General features: G+C 34.9%; 27 protein-coding genes and 2 tRNA genes. 28 read left to right on the top strand and 1 reads right to left on the bottom strand.

From position 1 onward, the window contains the following. Window positions 1-385 precede the first annotated feature (385 nt). On the bottom strand, window positions 386-880 hold the full coding sequence (locus OPR50_RS06575) for a hypothetical protein (RefSeq protein WP_010962761.1): 495 nt from the start codon (window positions 878-880) through the stop codon (window positions 386-388). Between the two features lie 205 nt (window positions 881-1,085). Here OPR50_RS06575 and carA point away from each other — a divergent pair, with 205 nt between their 5' ends. The 28 genes from carA to rpsK all read left to right on the top strand — a co-directional run bounded on the left by carA (window position 1,086) and on the right by rpsK (window position 15,488). After that, window positions 1,086-2,285: a glutamine-hydrolyzing carbamoyl-phosphate synthase small subunit gene (carA, locus tag OPR50_RS06570; protein WP_010962760.1), complete on the top strand. Its 1,200-nt coding sequence runs from the start codon at window positions 1,086-1,088 to the stop codon at window positions 2,283-2,285. A 114-nt stretch (window positions 2,286-2,399) separates the two neighbouring features. After that, a tRNA-Tyr gene (locus tag OPR50_RS06565) sits at window positions 2,400-2,482 on the top strand. A 4-nt stretch (window positions 2,483-2,486) separates the two neighbouring features. Further along, window positions 2,487-2,557 (top strand) — tRNA-Gly (locus tag OPR50_RS06560). Window positions 2,558-2,635: 78 nt separating this feature from the next. Further along, window positions 2,636-3,808: an elongation factor Tu gene (tuf, locus tag OPR50_RS06555; RefSeq protein WP_265023969.1), complete on the top strand. Its 1,173-nt coding sequence runs from the start codon at window positions 2,636-2,638 to the stop codon at window positions 3,806-3,808. 14 nt (window positions 3,809-3,822) lie between these two features. Further along, window positions 3,823-4,143 carry a 30S ribosomal protein S10 gene (rpsJ, locus tag OPR50_RS06550; RefSeq protein ID WP_012673184.1) on the top strand — a complete coding sequence of 107 codons (321 nt, stop codon included), beginning with the start codon at window positions 3,823-3,825 and terminating at the stop codon, window positions 4,141-4,143. Between the two features lie 9 nt (window positions 4,144-4,152). Continuing rightward, the gene (rplC, locus tag OPR50_RS06545; RefSeq protein WP_265023968.1) at window positions 4,153-4,875 is read left to right on the top strand and encodes a 50S ribosomal protein L3; all 723 of its coding nucleotides are present in this window, start codon (window positions 4,153-4,155) and stop codon (window positions 4,873-4,875) included. Window positions 4,876-4,877: 2 nt separating this feature from the next. Then, window positions 4,878-5,492 (top strand): 50S ribosomal protein L4, encoded by a 615-nt coding sequence (gene rplD / locus OPR50_RS06540; RefSeq protein WP_012673183.1) that lies wholly within the window; start codon window positions 4,878-4,880, stop codon window positions 5,490-5,492. After that, entirely contained in the window at window positions 5,489-5,776 is a 288-nt protein-coding gene (locus OPR50_RS06535; RefSeq protein ID WP_015589144.1) for a 50S ribosomal protein L23, read from the top strand. Before rplD ends, OPR50_RS06535 begins: the two co-directional genes overlap by 4 nt. Window position 5,777: 1 nt before the next feature. Further along, window positions 5,778-6,602: a 50S ribosomal protein L2 gene (rplB, locus tag OPR50_RS06530; RefSeq protein WP_155968324.1), complete on the top strand. Its 825-nt coding sequence runs from the start codon at window positions 5,778-5,780 to the stop codon at window positions 6,600-6,602. A gap of 3 nt (window positions 6,603-6,605) precedes the next feature. Next, window positions 6,606-6,890, top strand: coding sequence for a 30S ribosomal protein S19 (rpsS, locus tag OPR50_RS06525; RefSeq protein ID WP_006279181.1), 285 nt, complete (start codon window positions 6,606-6,608; stop codon window positions 6,888-6,890). Window positions 6,891-6,895: 5 nt separating this feature from the next. Next, window positions 6,896-7,243, top strand: a complete 348-nt coding sequence (gene rplV / locus OPR50_RS06520; RefSeq protein WP_007549821.1) for a 50S ribosomal protein L22 — start codon at window positions 6,896-6,898, stop codon at window positions 7,241-7,243. Between the two features lie 39 nt (window positions 7,244-7,282). Then, window positions 7,283-7,897, top strand: coding sequence for a 30S ribosomal protein S3 (rpsC, locus tag OPR50_RS06515; RefSeq protein ID WP_265023967.1), 615 nt, complete (start codon window positions 7,283-7,285; stop codon window positions 7,895-7,897). A 14-nt stretch (window positions 7,898-7,911) separates the two neighbouring features. Next, window positions 7,912-8,325 (top strand): 50S ribosomal protein L16, encoded by a 414-nt coding sequence (rplP, locus tag OPR50_RS06510; RefSeq protein ID WP_010962752.1) that lies wholly within the window; start codon window positions 7,912-7,914, stop codon window positions 8,323-8,325. Window positions 8,326-8,336: 11 nt separating this feature from the next. Beyond that, a complete protein-coding gene (rpmC, locus tag OPR50_RS06505) occupies window positions 8,337-8,540 on the top strand; it encodes a 50S ribosomal protein L29 (protein ID WP_265023966.1) in 204 nt (67 codons plus the stop codon). Further along, window positions 8,533-8,769: a 30S ribosomal protein S17 gene (rpsQ, locus tag OPR50_RS06500; RefSeq protein WP_265023965.1), complete on the top strand. Its 237-nt coding sequence runs from the start codon at window positions 8,533-8,535 to the stop codon at window positions 8,767-8,769. Before rpmC ends, rpsQ begins: the two co-directional genes overlap by 8 nt. Window positions 8,770-8,782: 13 nt before the next feature. Beyond that, the gene (rplN, locus tag OPR50_RS06495; protein ID WP_006279348.1) at window positions 8,783-9,142 is read left to right on the top strand and encodes a 50S ribosomal protein L14; all 360 of its coding nucleotides are present in this window, start codon (window positions 8,783-8,785) and stop codon (window positions 9,140-9,142) included. Further along, window positions 9,142-9,459, top strand: a complete 318-nt coding sequence (rplX, locus tag OPR50_RS06490; RefSeq protein WP_006279347.1) for a 50S ribosomal protein L24 — start codon at window positions 9,142-9,144, stop codon at window positions 9,457-9,459. Before rplN ends, rplX begins: the two co-directional genes overlap by 1 nt. Window positions 9,460-9,465: 6 nt before the next feature. Further along, window positions 9,466-9,999 (top strand): 50S ribosomal protein L5, encoded by a 534-nt coding sequence (gene rplE / locus OPR50_RS06485; protein WP_010962750.1) that lies wholly within the window; start codon window positions 9,466-9,468, stop codon window positions 9,997-9,999. A gap of 16 nt (window positions 10,000-10,015) precedes the next feature. Continuing rightward, window positions 10,016-10,324, top strand: a complete 309-nt coding sequence (gene rpsN / locus OPR50_RS06480; RefSeq protein ID WP_064124653.1) for a 30S ribosomal protein S14 — start codon at window positions 10,016-10,018, stop codon at window positions 10,322-10,324. A gap of 21 nt (window positions 10,325-10,345) precedes the next feature. Continuing rightward, on the top strand, window positions 10,346-10,741 hold the full coding sequence (gene rpsH / locus OPR50_RS06475) for a 30S ribosomal protein S8 (protein WP_155968326.1): 396 nt from the start codon (window positions 10,346-10,348) through the stop codon (window positions 10,739-10,741). A gap of 16 nt (window positions 10,742-10,757) precedes the next feature. Further along, window positions 10,758-11,303, top strand: a complete 546-nt coding sequence (gene rplF, locus OPR50_RS06470; RefSeq protein WP_007551152.1) for a 50S ribosomal protein L6 — start codon at window positions 10,758-10,760, stop codon at window positions 11,301-11,303. Window positions 11,304-11,308: 5 nt separating this feature from the next. Beyond that, complete coding sequence (gene rplR, locus OPR50_RS06465; RefSeq protein ID WP_006279867.1) at window positions 11,309-11,680, top strand: 50S ribosomal protein L18; 372 nt, start codon at window positions 11,309-11,311, stop codon at window positions 11,678-11,680. Window positions 11,681-11,692: 12 nt separating this feature from the next. After that, a complete protein-coding gene (rpsE, locus tag OPR50_RS06460; RefSeq protein ID WP_010962748.1) occupies window positions 11,693-12,205 on the top strand; it encodes a 30S ribosomal protein S5 in 513 nt (170 codons plus the stop codon). Between the two features lie 3 nt (window positions 12,206-12,208). Further along, a complete protein-coding gene (gene rplO, locus OPR50_RS06455; protein WP_006279863.1) occupies window positions 12,209-12,679 on the top strand; it encodes a 50S ribosomal protein L15 in 471 nt (156 codons plus the stop codon). Between the two features lie 3 nt (window positions 12,680-12,682). Further along, a complete protein-coding gene (gene secY / locus OPR50_RS06450) occupies window positions 12,683-14,011 on the top strand; it encodes a preprotein translocase subunit SecY (RefSeq protein WP_264339450.1) in 1,329 nt (442 codons plus the stop codon). Continuing rightward, complete coding sequence (locus tag OPR50_RS06445) at window positions 14,008-14,649, top strand: adenylate kinase family protein (RefSeq protein WP_007550178.1); 642 nt, start codon at window positions 14,008-14,010, stop codon at window positions 14,647-14,649. Before secY ends, OPR50_RS06445 begins: the two co-directional genes overlap by 4 nt. A 59-nt stretch (window positions 14,650-14,708) precedes the next feature. Continuing rightward, the gene (rpsM, locus tag OPR50_RS06440) at window positions 14,709-15,077 is read left to right on the top strand and encodes a 30S ribosomal protein S13 (protein ID WP_007550179.1); all 369 of its coding nucleotides are present in this window, start codon (window positions 14,709-14,711) and stop codon (window positions 15,075-15,077) included. Window positions 15,078-15,101: 24 nt separating this feature from the next. Continuing rightward, a complete protein-coding gene (gene rpsK / locus OPR50_RS06435; RefSeq protein WP_012673179.1) occupies window positions 15,102-15,488 on the top strand; it encodes a 30S ribosomal protein S11 in 387 nt (128 codons plus the stop codon). Window positions 15,489-15,493 lie beyond the last annotated feature (5 nt).

Below are 15,493 nucleotides of genomic sequence, written 5' to 3'. Positions count from 1 at the left end.
CATAACTGTACGAACGTTTGTTTGCGAAGAAATGTTATAGCAGGTTTTGCCTCAAACACAAAGGTGTCATTCCAGTGCTTGACACTGGAATCCAGCCCTTTTACGCAGTCCCATTAAAAACGTTGTATTTTAACGTAGGATTAGCTACTTTTATACTCACCAATTTAATCTCTAATCAAAATTCCTGGATCCCAGTGTCTGGGCACTGGGATGACATCCTCCCTAGTGGATTCAAATCACAATATTCGTATAGTAAGCACTGACCACTTTTGCTTCAATATTTGCGATGCCCCTGAACAGATACAATTATTCTATTATCAGGAGGATGCCATTAATCGCTTTATATAATGCTACTTGTAACACTTATGCCCTGAACGGAGACAGTTTAGGCTGTTATGCCTGGCGGCTTTGTTGGAATAAGTTTTTCAACACTGCTAACAATAAAATTGATTGTATCGTCAGCTACCTTATCGAATTTATCATTTATCTCTTTTCCTATTTCTTGATTTTTAACATATTCGTGTAGAGCTAAAGCAGTTATAGCTGCACATGCTGCAATTAAGCCAGTTTGTGCTATAATGAATAGTGATAATCCTCCTACGAATATAGATGTTAATCCAATAGCCAGGTTTATAATTTTACTTTGTGTTGTTTGTTGCGTCGCTTGGCTTTGATCTGCCTGTTTATCCTCTAAAGCATTCGATATTGTTTTTAAGGCAACTTTTATCGCTATTGCTGCAACTGAAACCATAATTAGCCCTATAGCTATTTTTGCTAAAAGAAGAATCGACGGTAGCATCATTACAAATAATAGCGCGCCAATTCCTCCAGCTAACCACTTCTCATTTATTTTTTTTGATTGATTTGTACCAGTGTTCATTATTACCCTCCACTTTACTTATGATTTACCTATATCTAATACGAAATATGAAGGTAGTCAACTATATATTTTATATGAAAGATTGTATTAAAAGTTTTTCATGTTATTTTTTGCTGCTTCGTGGTTAAATTTGGAATTTTAGAAAGAGTTACGTATTATTTGAAATTCTTGTATACTGTTTTGAATCAGTTAAATAGATAATGAAGTGCAGGACGCAGTTTTAATTTTACAAGATGGCAAGTGCTTTTGGGGAAAATCAGTAGGTAAAAAAGGCAAGTGCATAGGCGAGGTTTGTTTTACCACTGGTATGACCGGTTATCAGCATACTATAACTGATCCTTCTTTTGCCGATCAAATTATAACGTTCACTTTTCCTCATATTGGTAACATTGGAATAAACCATAAAGATAATGAAGGAAAGAAAATTTTTGCAAGTGGTGTGGTTATGCGTGAACTTTCTTCTATGTCCCACCCTTCTTCATATATCAGTTTAAATGATTGGTTAGAGAAAAATAACGTGATTGGGATATCAGGAGTTGATACTAGAGCTTTAACAAGACATTTGAGAGAACATGGATCTCAAAATGGAATGATATGCTCATCGAGTAAGGCGCATGCATTAGACAAATTGAAGGAATACAAACCTGTAAATGGGATAGAAATAACTAATAAGGTTAGCTTAAATAACAGTTTTGAAAATAATAGACTAGCGGAGCACTTTGTCATCCAAGTAGCTGACTACTCGGATCCAGCAAAAAATATATGGATTCCAGTGTCACGCACTGGAATGACATCAGATAGAGCTATTGACCTTAATGCAAAATATAGGATTGTAATCGTTGATTTTGGCGTAAAAATCAGTATAGTTTCACGCTTAATAGAACTTGGTTGTACAGTTGAATTAATCAGACCAAGCACAGGTTTTGCTCAAAAAGTGTTGAGTATGAATCCAGATGGTATAGTGCTTTCAAATGGTCCTGGTGATCCGCAAGAAATAGGAGAAAGTGTAGTTTCAGAAATAGACATTATTATAAAATCTAAAATACCAATTTTTGGCATATGCATGGGCCATCAATTACTTGCGATTACTTTGGGGGCAAAGACCATCAAGATGGATATAGGTCACCGAGGGAGTAACCATCCAGTTTATGATGTAATTAGTGGAAAAGTTGAGATCACTAGCCAAAATCATGGTTTTGTTGTTGATTCAGCTTCTCTTCCAAGTAATGTTGAAATTACTCACATTTCTCTATTTGATAATAGTGTAGAGGGAATAATGATGAAGGATTACCTAGTCTTTTCTGTGCAATATCATCCAGAAGAAGCGCCAGGTACGCATGATTCGCATTATTTGTTTAGGCGTTTTATTGGCAATATTGTGTTATATAAAATGAAATCTGCATGATTTTAATCAGGGTAGGTTTTATTGCTTGATTTTTTAATTTTAGGCGTTTAGTATTAAATACAATAAGAGCTTAAGTTAAGATGCTAAAATAGTATTCTCTTAACAAATTTTTGCGGAGGAGTGACCGAGTGGTTAAAGGTAACAGACTGTAAATCTGTCCGCGTGAGCGTACGTAGGTTCGAATCCTACCTCCTCCATTGTGCGGGTATAGCTCAATGGTAGAGCTCTAGCCTTCCAAGCTAGTGACGTGGGTTCAATTCCCACTATCCGCTCTTTTTTTTGTTGTATTTTTATAAAATCAACATATTATTTATTGATGTATTTGTATTTTAGGTAGAAAAGTTTAAATTATGACAGCAATAGTGGAAGCATTTGGAAAGCCGCATGTAAATGTGGGAACAATAGGACATGTGGATCATGGGAAGACGACGTTAACAGCGGCGATAACGAAGCATTATGGAAATTTTGTAGCGTACGATCAGATAGACAAAGCGCCAGAAGAAAGGAAGAGGGGGATAACGATAGCAACAGCGCATGTTGAGTATCAGACAGAGAAAAGGCATTATGCACACGTTGATTGTCCTGGACACGCTGACTATGTAAAGAACATGATAGTAGGTGCAGCACAGATGGATGCGGCGATATTGGTAGTGTCGGGGGTTGATGGGCCAATGCCACAAACGAGAGAGCATATATTGCTGGCGAAGCAGGTAGGTGTTGGATATATCGTGGTGTATATAAATAAAGCTGATGTTGCTGATGCTGATATGATAGATTTAGTAGAAATGGAAGTGAGGGAATTACTGAGTAAATACGGATTTCCAGGGGATGAAGTGCCTGTGGTGGTTGGTTCAGCGCTCAAGGCGCTGGAGGATGACAGCAGCGAATATGGAAAGAAATCAATAGACAAATTGATGGAAAAGTTAGATGAATATGTAGCGGTTCCACCAAGGCCTGTGGATTTACCATTTTTATTGCCAATCGAAGATGTATTTTCGATATCGGGGCGAGGAACAGTGGTAACAGGAAGAATAGAGAAGGGAGAGATAAAGACGGGAGAAGAGATAGAGATAATAGGTCTGAAAGCGACGCAAAAGACGATATGCACAGGTGTAGAAATGTTTAAGAAGTTGCTGGATAAGGGAAGTGCAGGACTCAATGTAGGAATATTGTTAAGAGGAACAAAAAGAGAAGAAGTAGAGAGAGGGCAAGTATTGGCAGAACCGGGGACGATAACGCCGCATAGAAAGTTTAAGGCGGAGGTTTATATATTAAAGAAAGAGGAAGGAGGAAGGCATACACCATTTTTTGCGAATTACCAGCCACAGTTTTATTTAAGGACAACGGATGTAACTGGGAGCATAAAATTGCTAGATGGGAAGGAGATGGTAATGCCAGGAGATAATGTGAGTGTAGAAGTAGAATTGCAAGTACCGATAGCAATGGATAAGGGATTGCGTTTTGCGATAAGAGAAGGCGGTAGAACTGTTGGTTCTGGTGTTGTTTCTGAAATTTTGGAGTGAGTGTAGTAACTAAGATGAAGCAAGATATATATATTAACATTAAGGCTTTCGATTGTTCTTTATTGGAGGAGTGTGTTCGAAAATTTGTTGATGAATTAAAGCGGTCCAGTGCAAAATTATCTGGTCCGATTGCGTTGCCAAGGAAAGATTCTAAATTTATTGTTAATAGATCTCCTCACGTTGATAAAAAATCTCGTGAACAGTTTGAAATGAGAACTTCTAGGCGTTTGATTGTTTTACATGATCTTACTCCTACTATGATGCAGATGCTTACAGGTTTATCTTTTTCTGCTGGCGTAGAAGTGGATTTAAAAGTCAAGGAAGTTAAGGTTTAGGAGAAGGAAATGAAGAGAATAAATTCGCTGAGGAGAATTGGTTTACTAATGATGAATATTGGTCATACTGCTATGTATTCTGACAATAGTCGCATGGCTGTAACTTTATTGCATCTCAGCGAAACTTATATTATTGATATAAAAGGACAAGATAAATGTGGCTATAATTCAGTCATTTTAGGCACAGGAGATTTTAAAAATATAGCAAAACCTCAGTTGGAATATTTAAAGAAAAAGGGTATAAATAATAAATGTAAGTTATACGAAAGTAGATTAAATGACCTGTCGGGAGTAGAATGTGGTAAAAAAGTGGGAATCAATCATTTTGTGGTTGGTCAATATCTTGATATTACGGGTTATTCTATAGGTAAAGGATTTGCTGGTGTGATGAAGCGGCATAATTTCAGTGGGCTTAGGGCATCTCATGGTGTTTCTATTGCTCACAGATCACAAGGTTCCACTGGCCAATGTCAGGATCCTGGTAGAGTATTCAAAGGAAAGAAAATGGCTGGTCATTTAGGTAACAGCAGGATAACTGCACAAAATATGAAGATATTATCCATTGATCATGAAAATAGTATAATTGCTGTGAAGGGTAATAATGTTCCTGGGTTTAAAAATTCCTATGTTTTTGTAAGAGATGCAGTTAAAAAATCTTTACATAAAGATGTTCCTTTTCCGGTAGGTTTACTGTTAGATGTAAATGATGATGCTAGTAATTTGGTAAGTTAGTTATGGAATGTAATTTAGTTAATCTATCTAATGATAATGTAGGTACTGCTCAGCTCAATCCTTTGATATTTTCTGCTAAGCAAAAATTGAGTATTTTGCATGATATAGTGAGATGGCAATTAGCGAAGAGAAGAGCTGGTACTCATAAAACAAAAGGTATTAGTGATGTCTCTGGTACAACAGCTAAACCTTATGGTCAAAAACGTACCGGTAGGGCAAGACAAGGGAGCTTGCGATCTCCTCAATTTAGAGGTGGTGGGATTATTTTCGGCCCTGTTGTGAGGAGTCATACTTATTCTCTTAATAAGAAGGTACGCAAATTTGGTTTAAAAATTGCTTTATCTCTAAAGTATTTAAATAATCAAGTAATTATTCTGGATAATTTAAATATTGATGTGAAGAAAACGTCTGAAATGTGTAAATGTATTAAAAATTTTAAATTTTCTTCCTTTCTGATAGTTGGTGATTATGGAGATGATTTGTTGCGTGCGGCTAAAAACTTGCACTATGTAGACTTAATCAAACCTATTGGGTTAAATGTTTTTGATATATTGAATCACGAATGCGTGATGTTGACAAAGGATACTTTAAAGCATCTTGAAGGTAGATTGTTATGATCAAATATAATAATATAATAAAATCTCCTATAATTACAGAAAAGGCCTCTTTTTTGAGGGAGAAGTTTAATAAATATTCTTTGTATGTTTTTGTAAATGTAAATAAGCGTCAAATAAAGTTGGCAATAGAGTCTCTATTTGATGTTAAAATTTCTTCTATAAATGTTGTTAGAATTAAGCCTAAATATAGGCGTTTTAGGGGTGTGATTGGTTGTGAAAAACAGAAAAAGAAAGTTTATTTTTCTTTGATGGATGGTCAAAAATTAGATATAATGAGCGTTTAGTATGGGTATGAAATTTTTTAATCCTGTTACTCCGTCTTCTCGTGGGACTGTGTTAGTAAGTAAAGTTGGTTTATCAAAAGATGAGCCAGAAAAGTCTCTTACATCCGGTAAAAAGTCCAGTGGTGGAAGAAATAATCATGGTAGAATTACAACTCGTCATAGGGGTGGTGGTCACAAAAAGAAGTATAGAGTGATAGATTTTAAGCGTAATAGAAGTGGTCAAGGTATAGTTGAAAAAATAGAGTATGACCCAAATAGAAGTGGGTTTTTGGCGTTAATATCATATAAGGAAGATGATATTAAGTCTTATATATTAGCTCCTCAAGGTATGAAGCCAGGTGATGTTGTTACAGCTGGGAATGATGCTGATATTTTGCCAGGGAATTGTTTACTACTCAAGCATATACCTGTTGGTTCTTTCGTTCATAATGTTGAGCTGAAGCCAGGTAATGGTGCTGCGATTGCTAGAGCTGCTGGTTGTTATGCACAAATCGTTGGTCGTGATGGCCAATATATTTTATTACGACTCAGGTCTGGTCAAATTAGGTTGATTTTATCTTCTTGCAAGGCTACTATTGGTGTAGTATCTAACCCTGACCATAAGAATAGAAAGTTGGGTAAAGCTGGGAGAAGTAGGTGGCTTGGGATTAGACCTACTGTACGTGGAGTTGCAATGAATCCGGTTGACCATCCTCATGGAGGCGGGGAAGGAAAAACCTCTGGTGGTCGTCATCCTGTTACTCCTTGGGGTGTTGCAACAAAAGGAAAGAAAACTCGAAGGAGAAATAAATCTAGTGATAAGTATATAAAACAATTGAAAGGTTAGTTTATGAGTAGATCTGCATGGAAGCCTCCTTTTTGTCATCCTTCTATATTAAAGTCGGTGAATAATGCTTTAAACAAGGGGTTTGTTAACATGGCTATAAAAGTTCATTCCAGGGCTTCTGTAATTCTTCCTAATTGTTTAGGTTTAAAGTTTGCTGTTTATAATGGTAAGGATTACATTCCTGTGAATGTTAATGATCAGAATATGATAGGTCATAAGTTTGGTGAGTTTTCACCCACTCGTAAATTTACTGGGCATAGTGGTGATAAAAAGGCGACAAGAAGGTAATTGATATGAAAAACAGAGATGTAATAGTTAAAGCTGGTTCTAGGGTTTTAAAATCAACTCCTCGTAAATTGAATTTGGTTGCTGGTTTAGTACGTAATAAAAAAGTTTCTTTTGCCACTGTGCAATTAAGATTTTGTGAAAAGAAAGCTGCAGGTCTTATAAGGAAGGTATTAAATTCTGCGATTGCTAATGCTCAAAATTATGGATTGGATATCGATAATTTATATATAAAAGAAATTTTAATAGGTAAATCTCTTACTTTGCGTAGGGTATGTCCAAAAGCTATGGGTAGAGCTAATAGAGTTAGTAAACGTTATAGTAATATAACTGTAAAATTGGGGGAAATTATATGATTCATAAAAATAGAAAATTAATAAGGAAAGTGCAAAAATATGGGAAACGTTAATCCTAAAGGATTTAGGTTAAAAATAATTAATACTTGGTCATCTATTTGGTATGCTGAGAAGGGTTATAAACAAGGGTTGCATCAAGATTTATCTATTCGCAGTTATATAAATGAATCTTTTAAGCATGCTGGTGTTTCTAAAGTAATTATAGAGCGTACGATCGATTTGGTATCTGTAATAATACATTCTTCTAGACCTGGAGTGATAATAGGTAAGAAAGGCTCGGATATTGAGAAGATAAAGCAAAAGATAGCTGAAAAAGTAAAAAATAATGTGGAAGTGAATGTAGTAGGGGTTAAAAGGTCTGAAATAGATGCAGTTTTAATATCAAACAGCATTGCACAGCAGTTAGAAAAAAGGGTTTCATTTAGAAGAGCGATGAAAAAAGCTATTCAAAGTTGTTTGAGGATGGGTGCTAGAGGTATTAAAGTAAGTTGTTCTGGGCGCCTTGGCGGAGCTGAGATAGCTCGTACTGAGTGGTATAAAGAAGGCCGTTTGCCTTTGCATACTTTACGTGCTAATATAGATTATGCTTTTGCTGAAGCAAAAACTATATATGGCGTCATAGGAGTTAAGGTCTGGGTTTATATTGGTAACTAATTAGGTATATTGAAATGTTTATTCCTAAAAAAAGTAAATATAAAAAAGTATTTAAAGGACGAATTAAGGGTAACACGAAAGGTGGTAGCACATTATCTTTTGGAGATTATGGTCTAAAGGCTATGGAAGCAGGTAGGATTCAATCTAAGCATATTGAAACTGCAAGGCGTGTAATATCTAGAACATTAAAACGCTCTGGTAAAGTGTGGATAAGAATTTTTCCTGATACCCCTGTTAGTAAAAAGCCGGCGGATGTGCGTATGGGTAAAGGGAAAGGTAGTGTTGAGTTTTGGGTATTTAAAGCTAAGCCCGGTAGAATGTTGTTTGAAATTAGCAGTGATGTTCCCATGCATTTAGCAAGATTGGCGCTTGAAAAGGCAACTGCTAAGCTTCCTATGAAGTGTAAATTTGTATCTAATCATAATTAAATGGAGTTGCAATGGATATAGCTGACATTGAATCGAGGTCCTCGCAAGAATTGTATGAAATTCTTGTGAATTTGAGAAAAGAGTTTGTTAATTTGGTTTTTCAAAAGAAGCTGGGCCAGTGCAACAATATTTCGCGTTTTAGATTAATAAGAAAGAGCATAGCTCGTATTTTAACTACATTAAATAAAAGAAGAAGAGAGGAAAAGAATGCCTAAAAAGGTTTTTTGTGGTACTGTAACTAAGGCTAAGTGTGATAAGACTGTAAAGGTTTTGGTATTACAAGTGTATAAGGATGAGCTGTATAAAAAGGTTATAAAAAAATACAAGAAGTATACAGCACATGATGAGAATAATAGTTGTAAAGAAGGGGACAAGGTTTTAATACAAGAACACAAGCCTATTTCTACTACTAAAAAATGGGTTATTGTTAATAGCTCACATTGAATAGGATATTTATATGATTCAAAAAAATACATTGTTGGAAGTAGCTGATAATTCTGGCGCGCGTGCAGTGCTTTGTATTGGTTTATTGGGTGGTAGAAAGTCTGCATCTATAGGTGACACAGTTATTGTATCTACTAAATCTATTACTCCAAGAGGGAAAGTTGAGAAGGGAAAAGTATATAGAGCAGTTGTGGTGAGGGTGAAAAGCCCTATTAGAAAATCTGATGGTTCTGTAATTCGTTTTTCTAGCAATGCTGTAGTTTTGATTAACGATCAAGGTGAACCACTTGGCACTCGGGTGTTTGGTCCGGTAAAAAAGTTATCATCTGGTTCTTTTATGAAGATAATGTCATTAGCTGTTGAGGTTTTATAATGAGTGCTAAAATAAAAAGTGGTGACGACGTTATAGTTTTAACTGGTAAAGATAAGGGAAAGATTGGTAAGGTAATCAAAGTTATAGCACGTGATGCTAAAAAGAAAGTAATTGTTTCTGGAGTGAATGTGCATAAGAGACATACTAAACCAAAAGCTGGTAGTAGTGGTGGTATATTAAATAAAGAGTTAGCTATTGATATATCCAACGTTGCAACATTGGACCCTAAATATAAAACTCCAACTAGAGTGGGGTTTAAGGTTATAGACGGTAGAAAAGTGCGTTTTGCAAAAGTTTCTGGAGAAGTGATAGATTAGGTTGATATGTTTAAAGAATTGTATAAAGATAGCATAGTAAAGTCCTTGAAGGATAAGTTTAATTACGGCAATATAATGCAAGTGCCTAAACTTGTTAAGGTGTGTATCAATATGGGCGTTGGAGATGCTGCTACAGATAGTAAAGCAATAAATGAACCACTTGATAGCCTATATTTGATTGCTGGGCAGAAGCCTTTATCAACTTTTGCAAAAAAATCTATTTCTGGCTTCAAGATCAGAAAAGGTGCTACAGTAGGTTGCAAAGTAACTTTGCGTAGAGATAAAATGTATGAGTTTTTAGAAAGATTGATATATATTGCTTTGCCAAGGGAAAAAGATTTTAGAGGATTTAGTGTGAAGCAATTTGACGGTAATGGTAATTTTTCCTTTGGTATAAAGGAACATATCTCGTTTTTAGAAATAGACTATGATAAAATAAGTAAAATTAGAGGTATGGATATTAATATTATAACAAGTGCAGTTAGTGATAAGGAAGCAAAGGAATTATTACTGGCTCTTAAATTTCCTTTTTTTGATTAATTGAGAGGAGAAATATATGGCAAAAAAATCTATGATAGAAAGAAATCTTCGCAGAATAAAGTTGTGCGATCAATATAAAGAAAAAAGAGAAAAATTGAAATCTATAATAAATAATAAGAATTTGTCTATTGTAGAAAGGTTTACAGCTCAAAATAAATTAATTAAAAAATTGCCTAGAAATTCTTCTAAAACCAAAATTAGAAATAGGTGTGCTTTAACTGGGAGACCAAGAGGAGTATATAGAAAATTTGGTTTATGTAGAATTGTTTTGCGTGATTTATGTTCTTTTGGGCAAGTTCCAGGAGTTACAAAGTCTAGTTGGTAAATATAATATAAGGAGTATATTGTGGCGTTATCTGATAGTATTGGTGATTTTTTAACAAGGATACGTAATGCTCAATTGGCAATGCATAGGGCAACAAGGGTACTATTTTCTAAGATGAATTCTTCTATATTGGAGATTTTAAAAGAGGAAGGGTATATCCTTGATTATGAAAAGCAAGTTGTAGGTAATTTACCTTCTTTCATTGTAAAATTGAAGTATTATGAGAAGTTACCTGTAATTAGTGACATAGTTAGGGTGTCAAAGCCTGGTTGTCGTCGTTATTCTAAGTATAAGGACATTTCTAAAGCATATAATGGTCTTGGTATTTTTATTATATCGACACCCAAAGGAGTGATGACTGATTATAATGCACATAAGTTAAAGGTTGGTGGAGAAGTTTTGTGTCGTGTGTTTTAAATAATAGGAGAAATTCATGTCTCGTATAGGTGCTGCTCCTATCAATATTCCTGCTGGTGTTTCAGTTGAATATAATAATGGTAGTATGTTAATAAAGAGTGCTAAGGCTGAAAAGGAAGTTAGCTTGATCAGGGATGTTGTGTGTCAGATTATTGATAATCAGCTATTGCTTTCTGTTGATCAAGATAAAGATAATTATGATAAAATAAAGCCTATGTGGGGCACTTATAGGAGTAATATTAATAATATCATTAACGGCATGGTTGATGGTTTTTCTGTTAATCTTGAGATTAACGGTGTGGGATATAAGGCAGAGTGTGATGGTAAGTATTTGACTTTATATCTTGGTTATAGCCATAATGTTAAATATAAAGTGCCTAAAGATGTTGAGATTAAGTGCATAAAGCCAACTCACTTAGTAGTTAGTGGTATGGATAAGCAGAAGGTCTATATGGTGGCGTCTGATATATGCAAAATTAGAAAATATGATCCTTATAAAGGTAAGGGTGTTGTAATAAAAGGCAAATTTATGCTGCGTAAGGTTGTAAGTAAAAAGAAGTAATAAAAATGAAAAGATCGTATAATTTTTTAAGTAATTCTGAAAAAAGGAAGTTACGTAATAGAGCGAAGCTTGACAAGAGCGCTGAACGTTTACGTATATCCATATTTAAATCTAATAGGCATTTTTATGTCCAGTTAATTAATGATGTAAAAGGAATAACTCTCACTTCAGCTTCTACTTTGGATGCTAAAATTAAGGATGTATGTAAAGGGAAAGTCAACGCTGAAACTATAAAGCAGGTTTCTTCTTTAATGGTTGAGCGTCTGTCTGGCATGAAATTAGAGCAGCAGCTTACGTTTGATCGTGGAGCGTATAAATACACAGGATTAGTTTCTCAATTTGCTGAGGCTTTAAGAAGTTCTGGATTTGAATTTTAGAAGGTTTTGAATATGGCTATAAAGAATTTACAAAATAATAATGATTTATCAGAGCTTTTAGTTTCGGTACGAAGAGTGACAACGGTTACCAAAGGTGGTAGAAGATTTTCATTTTCAATTTTGGTTGTTGTTGGCGATGAGAAGGGTAGGGTAGGGTGTGGAATAGGTAAGCACGCAGAAGTTGCTGAAGCAAGAGTCAAAGCTGTAAATGCTGCAAAGAAATCAATGATTAGAGTGTACTTGCGTGAAGGTAGAACTTTGCATCATGATATTAAAGCTAAATTTTGTTCTGGTGAGATAGTTTTAAGAACCGCAAGAGCCGGAACAGGTATTATTGCTGGTGGAGCGATTAGATCAGTTTTTGAGGTGTTAGGTATAAAGGATGTGGTAGCTAAATCCACTAGATCAAATAATCCTCATAACGTTATATGTGCGGTGTTTAAGGCTTTTGATAGTATGTTATCTCCTCGTCAGGTAGCAAGCAAAAGAGGCAAAAAGATTAGCGAGATAGTTGGAAACAGGTAAAGTATGAATAATGCTGTAAAATTAAACTCTATATTTACTAAATTATCTAAGAAAAAGAAGCCTAAGTTGCTGGGTAGAGGTATCGGTTGTGGTAAAGGTAAAACATCCGGTAGAGGGCATAAAGGGCAGAAGGCTAGAAGTGGAGTTTCTATAAATGGTTTTGAGGGTGGACAACAGTCTATATATACTCGTTTGCCTAAAAGAGGTTTTAAGCCTATACGTAGGAGCATATACTCTATAATTAATGTTGGCGATATACAGCGCTTAATGGAAGCTAAAAAAATAGTGAAAGACTCTGTTATAGATAAGGAGAGGCTGTATAAATTAGGTTTTATAAAGTCTATTAAGGATAAAATTAAACTTCTTAATAAAGGTAAGTTGAGCGAAAAATTTGTGTTTCATGTTGATTTTGCGTCAGAAGCTGCAAAAAAATCTGTAGCTTCAGTTGGTGGTAGTGTGGAAATACTATCGTAAGTCATGGGCAATAAATCAGCATTTAATAGCTTGGATCCTACGTTGTTATATAAAGGCGATTTATTAAAGCGTATATTTTTTACGCTAATAGCTTTAATTTGCTATCGCTTGGGTACTTATGTGCCTATTCCTGGAATTAATCTTGATGTAATTAATGATATATTTCCCAAAGATGGCTCAGGCGTTTTTGGAGTATTTAATTTATTTTCTGGTGGTGCATTGGCTAGAATGACAATTCTAGCATTGAACGTTATGCCATATATAATGGCTTCTATCATTATTCAGTTACTTTCTTCTGCGATTAAAGGAATGAAGGAAGTTAAGAATGATGGAGAGTCAGGCCGTAGAAAGATGAACTCTTATATACGCTATCTGACCATAGTAATTTGTGTATTTCAATCAATTCCAATTTTGGTTGGATTGGAAGGGATGAATAGGGAAGGGGTATTGGTTGTAATCGAACCTGGTGTTATGTTTCGTACAATAGGTGTTTTCAGCCTTTTAGGTGGAACTATGCTTTTAATATGGCTTGGTGAACGAATCAGCGCTAGCGGTATAGGCAATGGTATCTCATTAATCATTTTCACGGGTATAATATCAGAGTTACACAGCGCTTTGTCATCTTTGTTAACGTTAAATAAAAACGGTAGCGTATCGTTATTTATTATCCTTTTTGTTTTGGTATTGTTTTTTTTGCTGCTACTCTTAGTCATTTTTGTAGAGTCTTCTTATAGAAAGGTTATTGTTCAACATCCTAAAAAGCAATTTAAAAGATTACATAATGACGATTTTACTTATATTCCATTGAAGATTAATTTATCTGGTGTAGTACCAACCATTTTTGCTAATGCAATTTTATTGACACCTATTTCAATTGCAAATTTCTATAAGGGGCACGCTTTTTCTGATTTTATTTTGAATTACTTTATGGGAAATAAAGTAGTATATATTGTAGCCTATTTGGTGCTGATAGTATTTTTTAATTTTTTCTATACCAATTTTATATTTAATCCAGAGGAAAACGCAGATTTTCTTAAAAAAAATGGTGGTTTTATACCTGGTAGAAGGCCTGGGAAACATACTTCTGATTACCTTCAAGATATAGTTTTTAAGTTGACATTCATTGGCTCTGCGTATTTGGTAGTCATATGTACTGTACCTGAAGTTATGAGATATTATTATGATATACCATTTATTTTTGGTGGGACGAGCTTACTGATTATAGTGAACGTTATTACTGATACTATTATGCAAATACAATCTTATATTTTTTCAAATAGGTACGACAACTGGATAAAGAAATATGAGTCTAAAACGAGGAAAGTAAGATGATCATTACGATTTTTGGTCCTCCAGGTTCTGGTAAAGGTACTCAGTCAAGCTTGTTAATAGCAAAATATAATTTAAAATTAATTTCAGTAGGGGATTTATTAAGGAATATTATATCTAGCAGTAGTGAGTTAGGTAAAAAAATAAAGGGTACCGTGGAATCTGGTAATTTAATTCAAGATGAAATTATATGTGGATTATTACGTGACCAGCTTGCATTAGTGGATGATAATTGCTTATTAGATGGTTTTCCGAGAAATTTAAACCAGGCTCATTTTTTGACTCAAGTTTTGCAAGAAAAATATAATAGGGATGTTGACATTGTAGTTGAGCTGCAGCTTGACGATAATATTGCAATCGATAGGTTAAAAAATCGTCTCGCGTGTTTGGACTGTAAAAGCATATATAGTGTATCTTCTTTTAAGAGTACTACTTGTGCTAAATGTAAAAGTACGAGGTTAGAGAAAAGAATTGATGATGCTGATATGTCTGCAATTAATAAGAGAATAAGTGAATATCACCTTCAAATGAAAGGTTTACGCGAGTATTATAAAGGCAAATTATTAACAATTGACGCTAATTTGAGTGTTGATGAGGTAACGCAAGAGATTGAAAGTAAAATTTCTTGTAATTTGGTTTGACTCTGAGTTGTTTTATGGTATAAATTAAGAGTTGTTATTAATAAAGTATCGAGGTACCAGTGGCACGTATTGCAGGCATAAATATTCCAGTGAGGAAATGTGTTCCTTTTGCATTAACTTATATATATGGTATAGGTATTGCTACTGCGAATGTAATTTGTCACGCTTGCGAAGTTGATAAGCGCAAACGTGTTTCAGAATTACGAGATGAAGATATAGAAAAGATCAGCAGTTTCATTAGACAAAATTATGTTATAGAAGGTGAGCTCAGAAAAGAAGTGGCTATGAACATAAAATCTTTAGTGGAAATGGGATGCTATAGAGGGGTGAGACATAGAAAAGGTTTACCTGTGAGAGGGCAAAGGACTCATACTAATGCTAAGACTCGTAAAGGTAGATCTCGGTTGCCTATTGCTGGGAAAAAATAAAATTTATTATTATTGTGAGTTTTAATGAAAAAAGTCAAAACGGTTGGTAAGAGTAAGAAGGAGTTTATTACTGGTGTTGTCCATATTCGTGCAACTTTTAATAATACTTTTGTAAATGTAACTGATGTTCATGGTAATACGCTATGTCAAACTTCTGTGGGTGCATGTGGTTTTTCAGGTTCGAGAAAATCCACACCTTATGCTGCAGGTAAGGCTGCGGAGGCTGCTGCGAAGAATGCAATAGAGAGATTTGGTATGAAGGTTGTCTCTGTAATAATTCGTGGTCCTGGCTTTGGTACCGAAGCTGCGGTTAAAGCACTTCAGAGCTGTGGGTTGACTGTGACTTCAATTGCAGATAAAACCGCAATTCCTCATAATGGGTGCAGGTTAAGAAAAAAAAGAAGAGTATAGGATAT

The sequence above is a fragment of the Wolbachia endosymbiont (group A) of Epagoge grotiana genome (assembly GCF_947251775.1).
GTDB lineage: Bacteria > Pseudomonadota > Alphaproteobacteria > Rickettsiales > Anaplasmataceae > Wolbachia > Wolbachia pipientis.
Note: the sequence above shows the minus strand (reverse complement) of the source record. Positions and strands in the feature narration are given on the sequence as shown.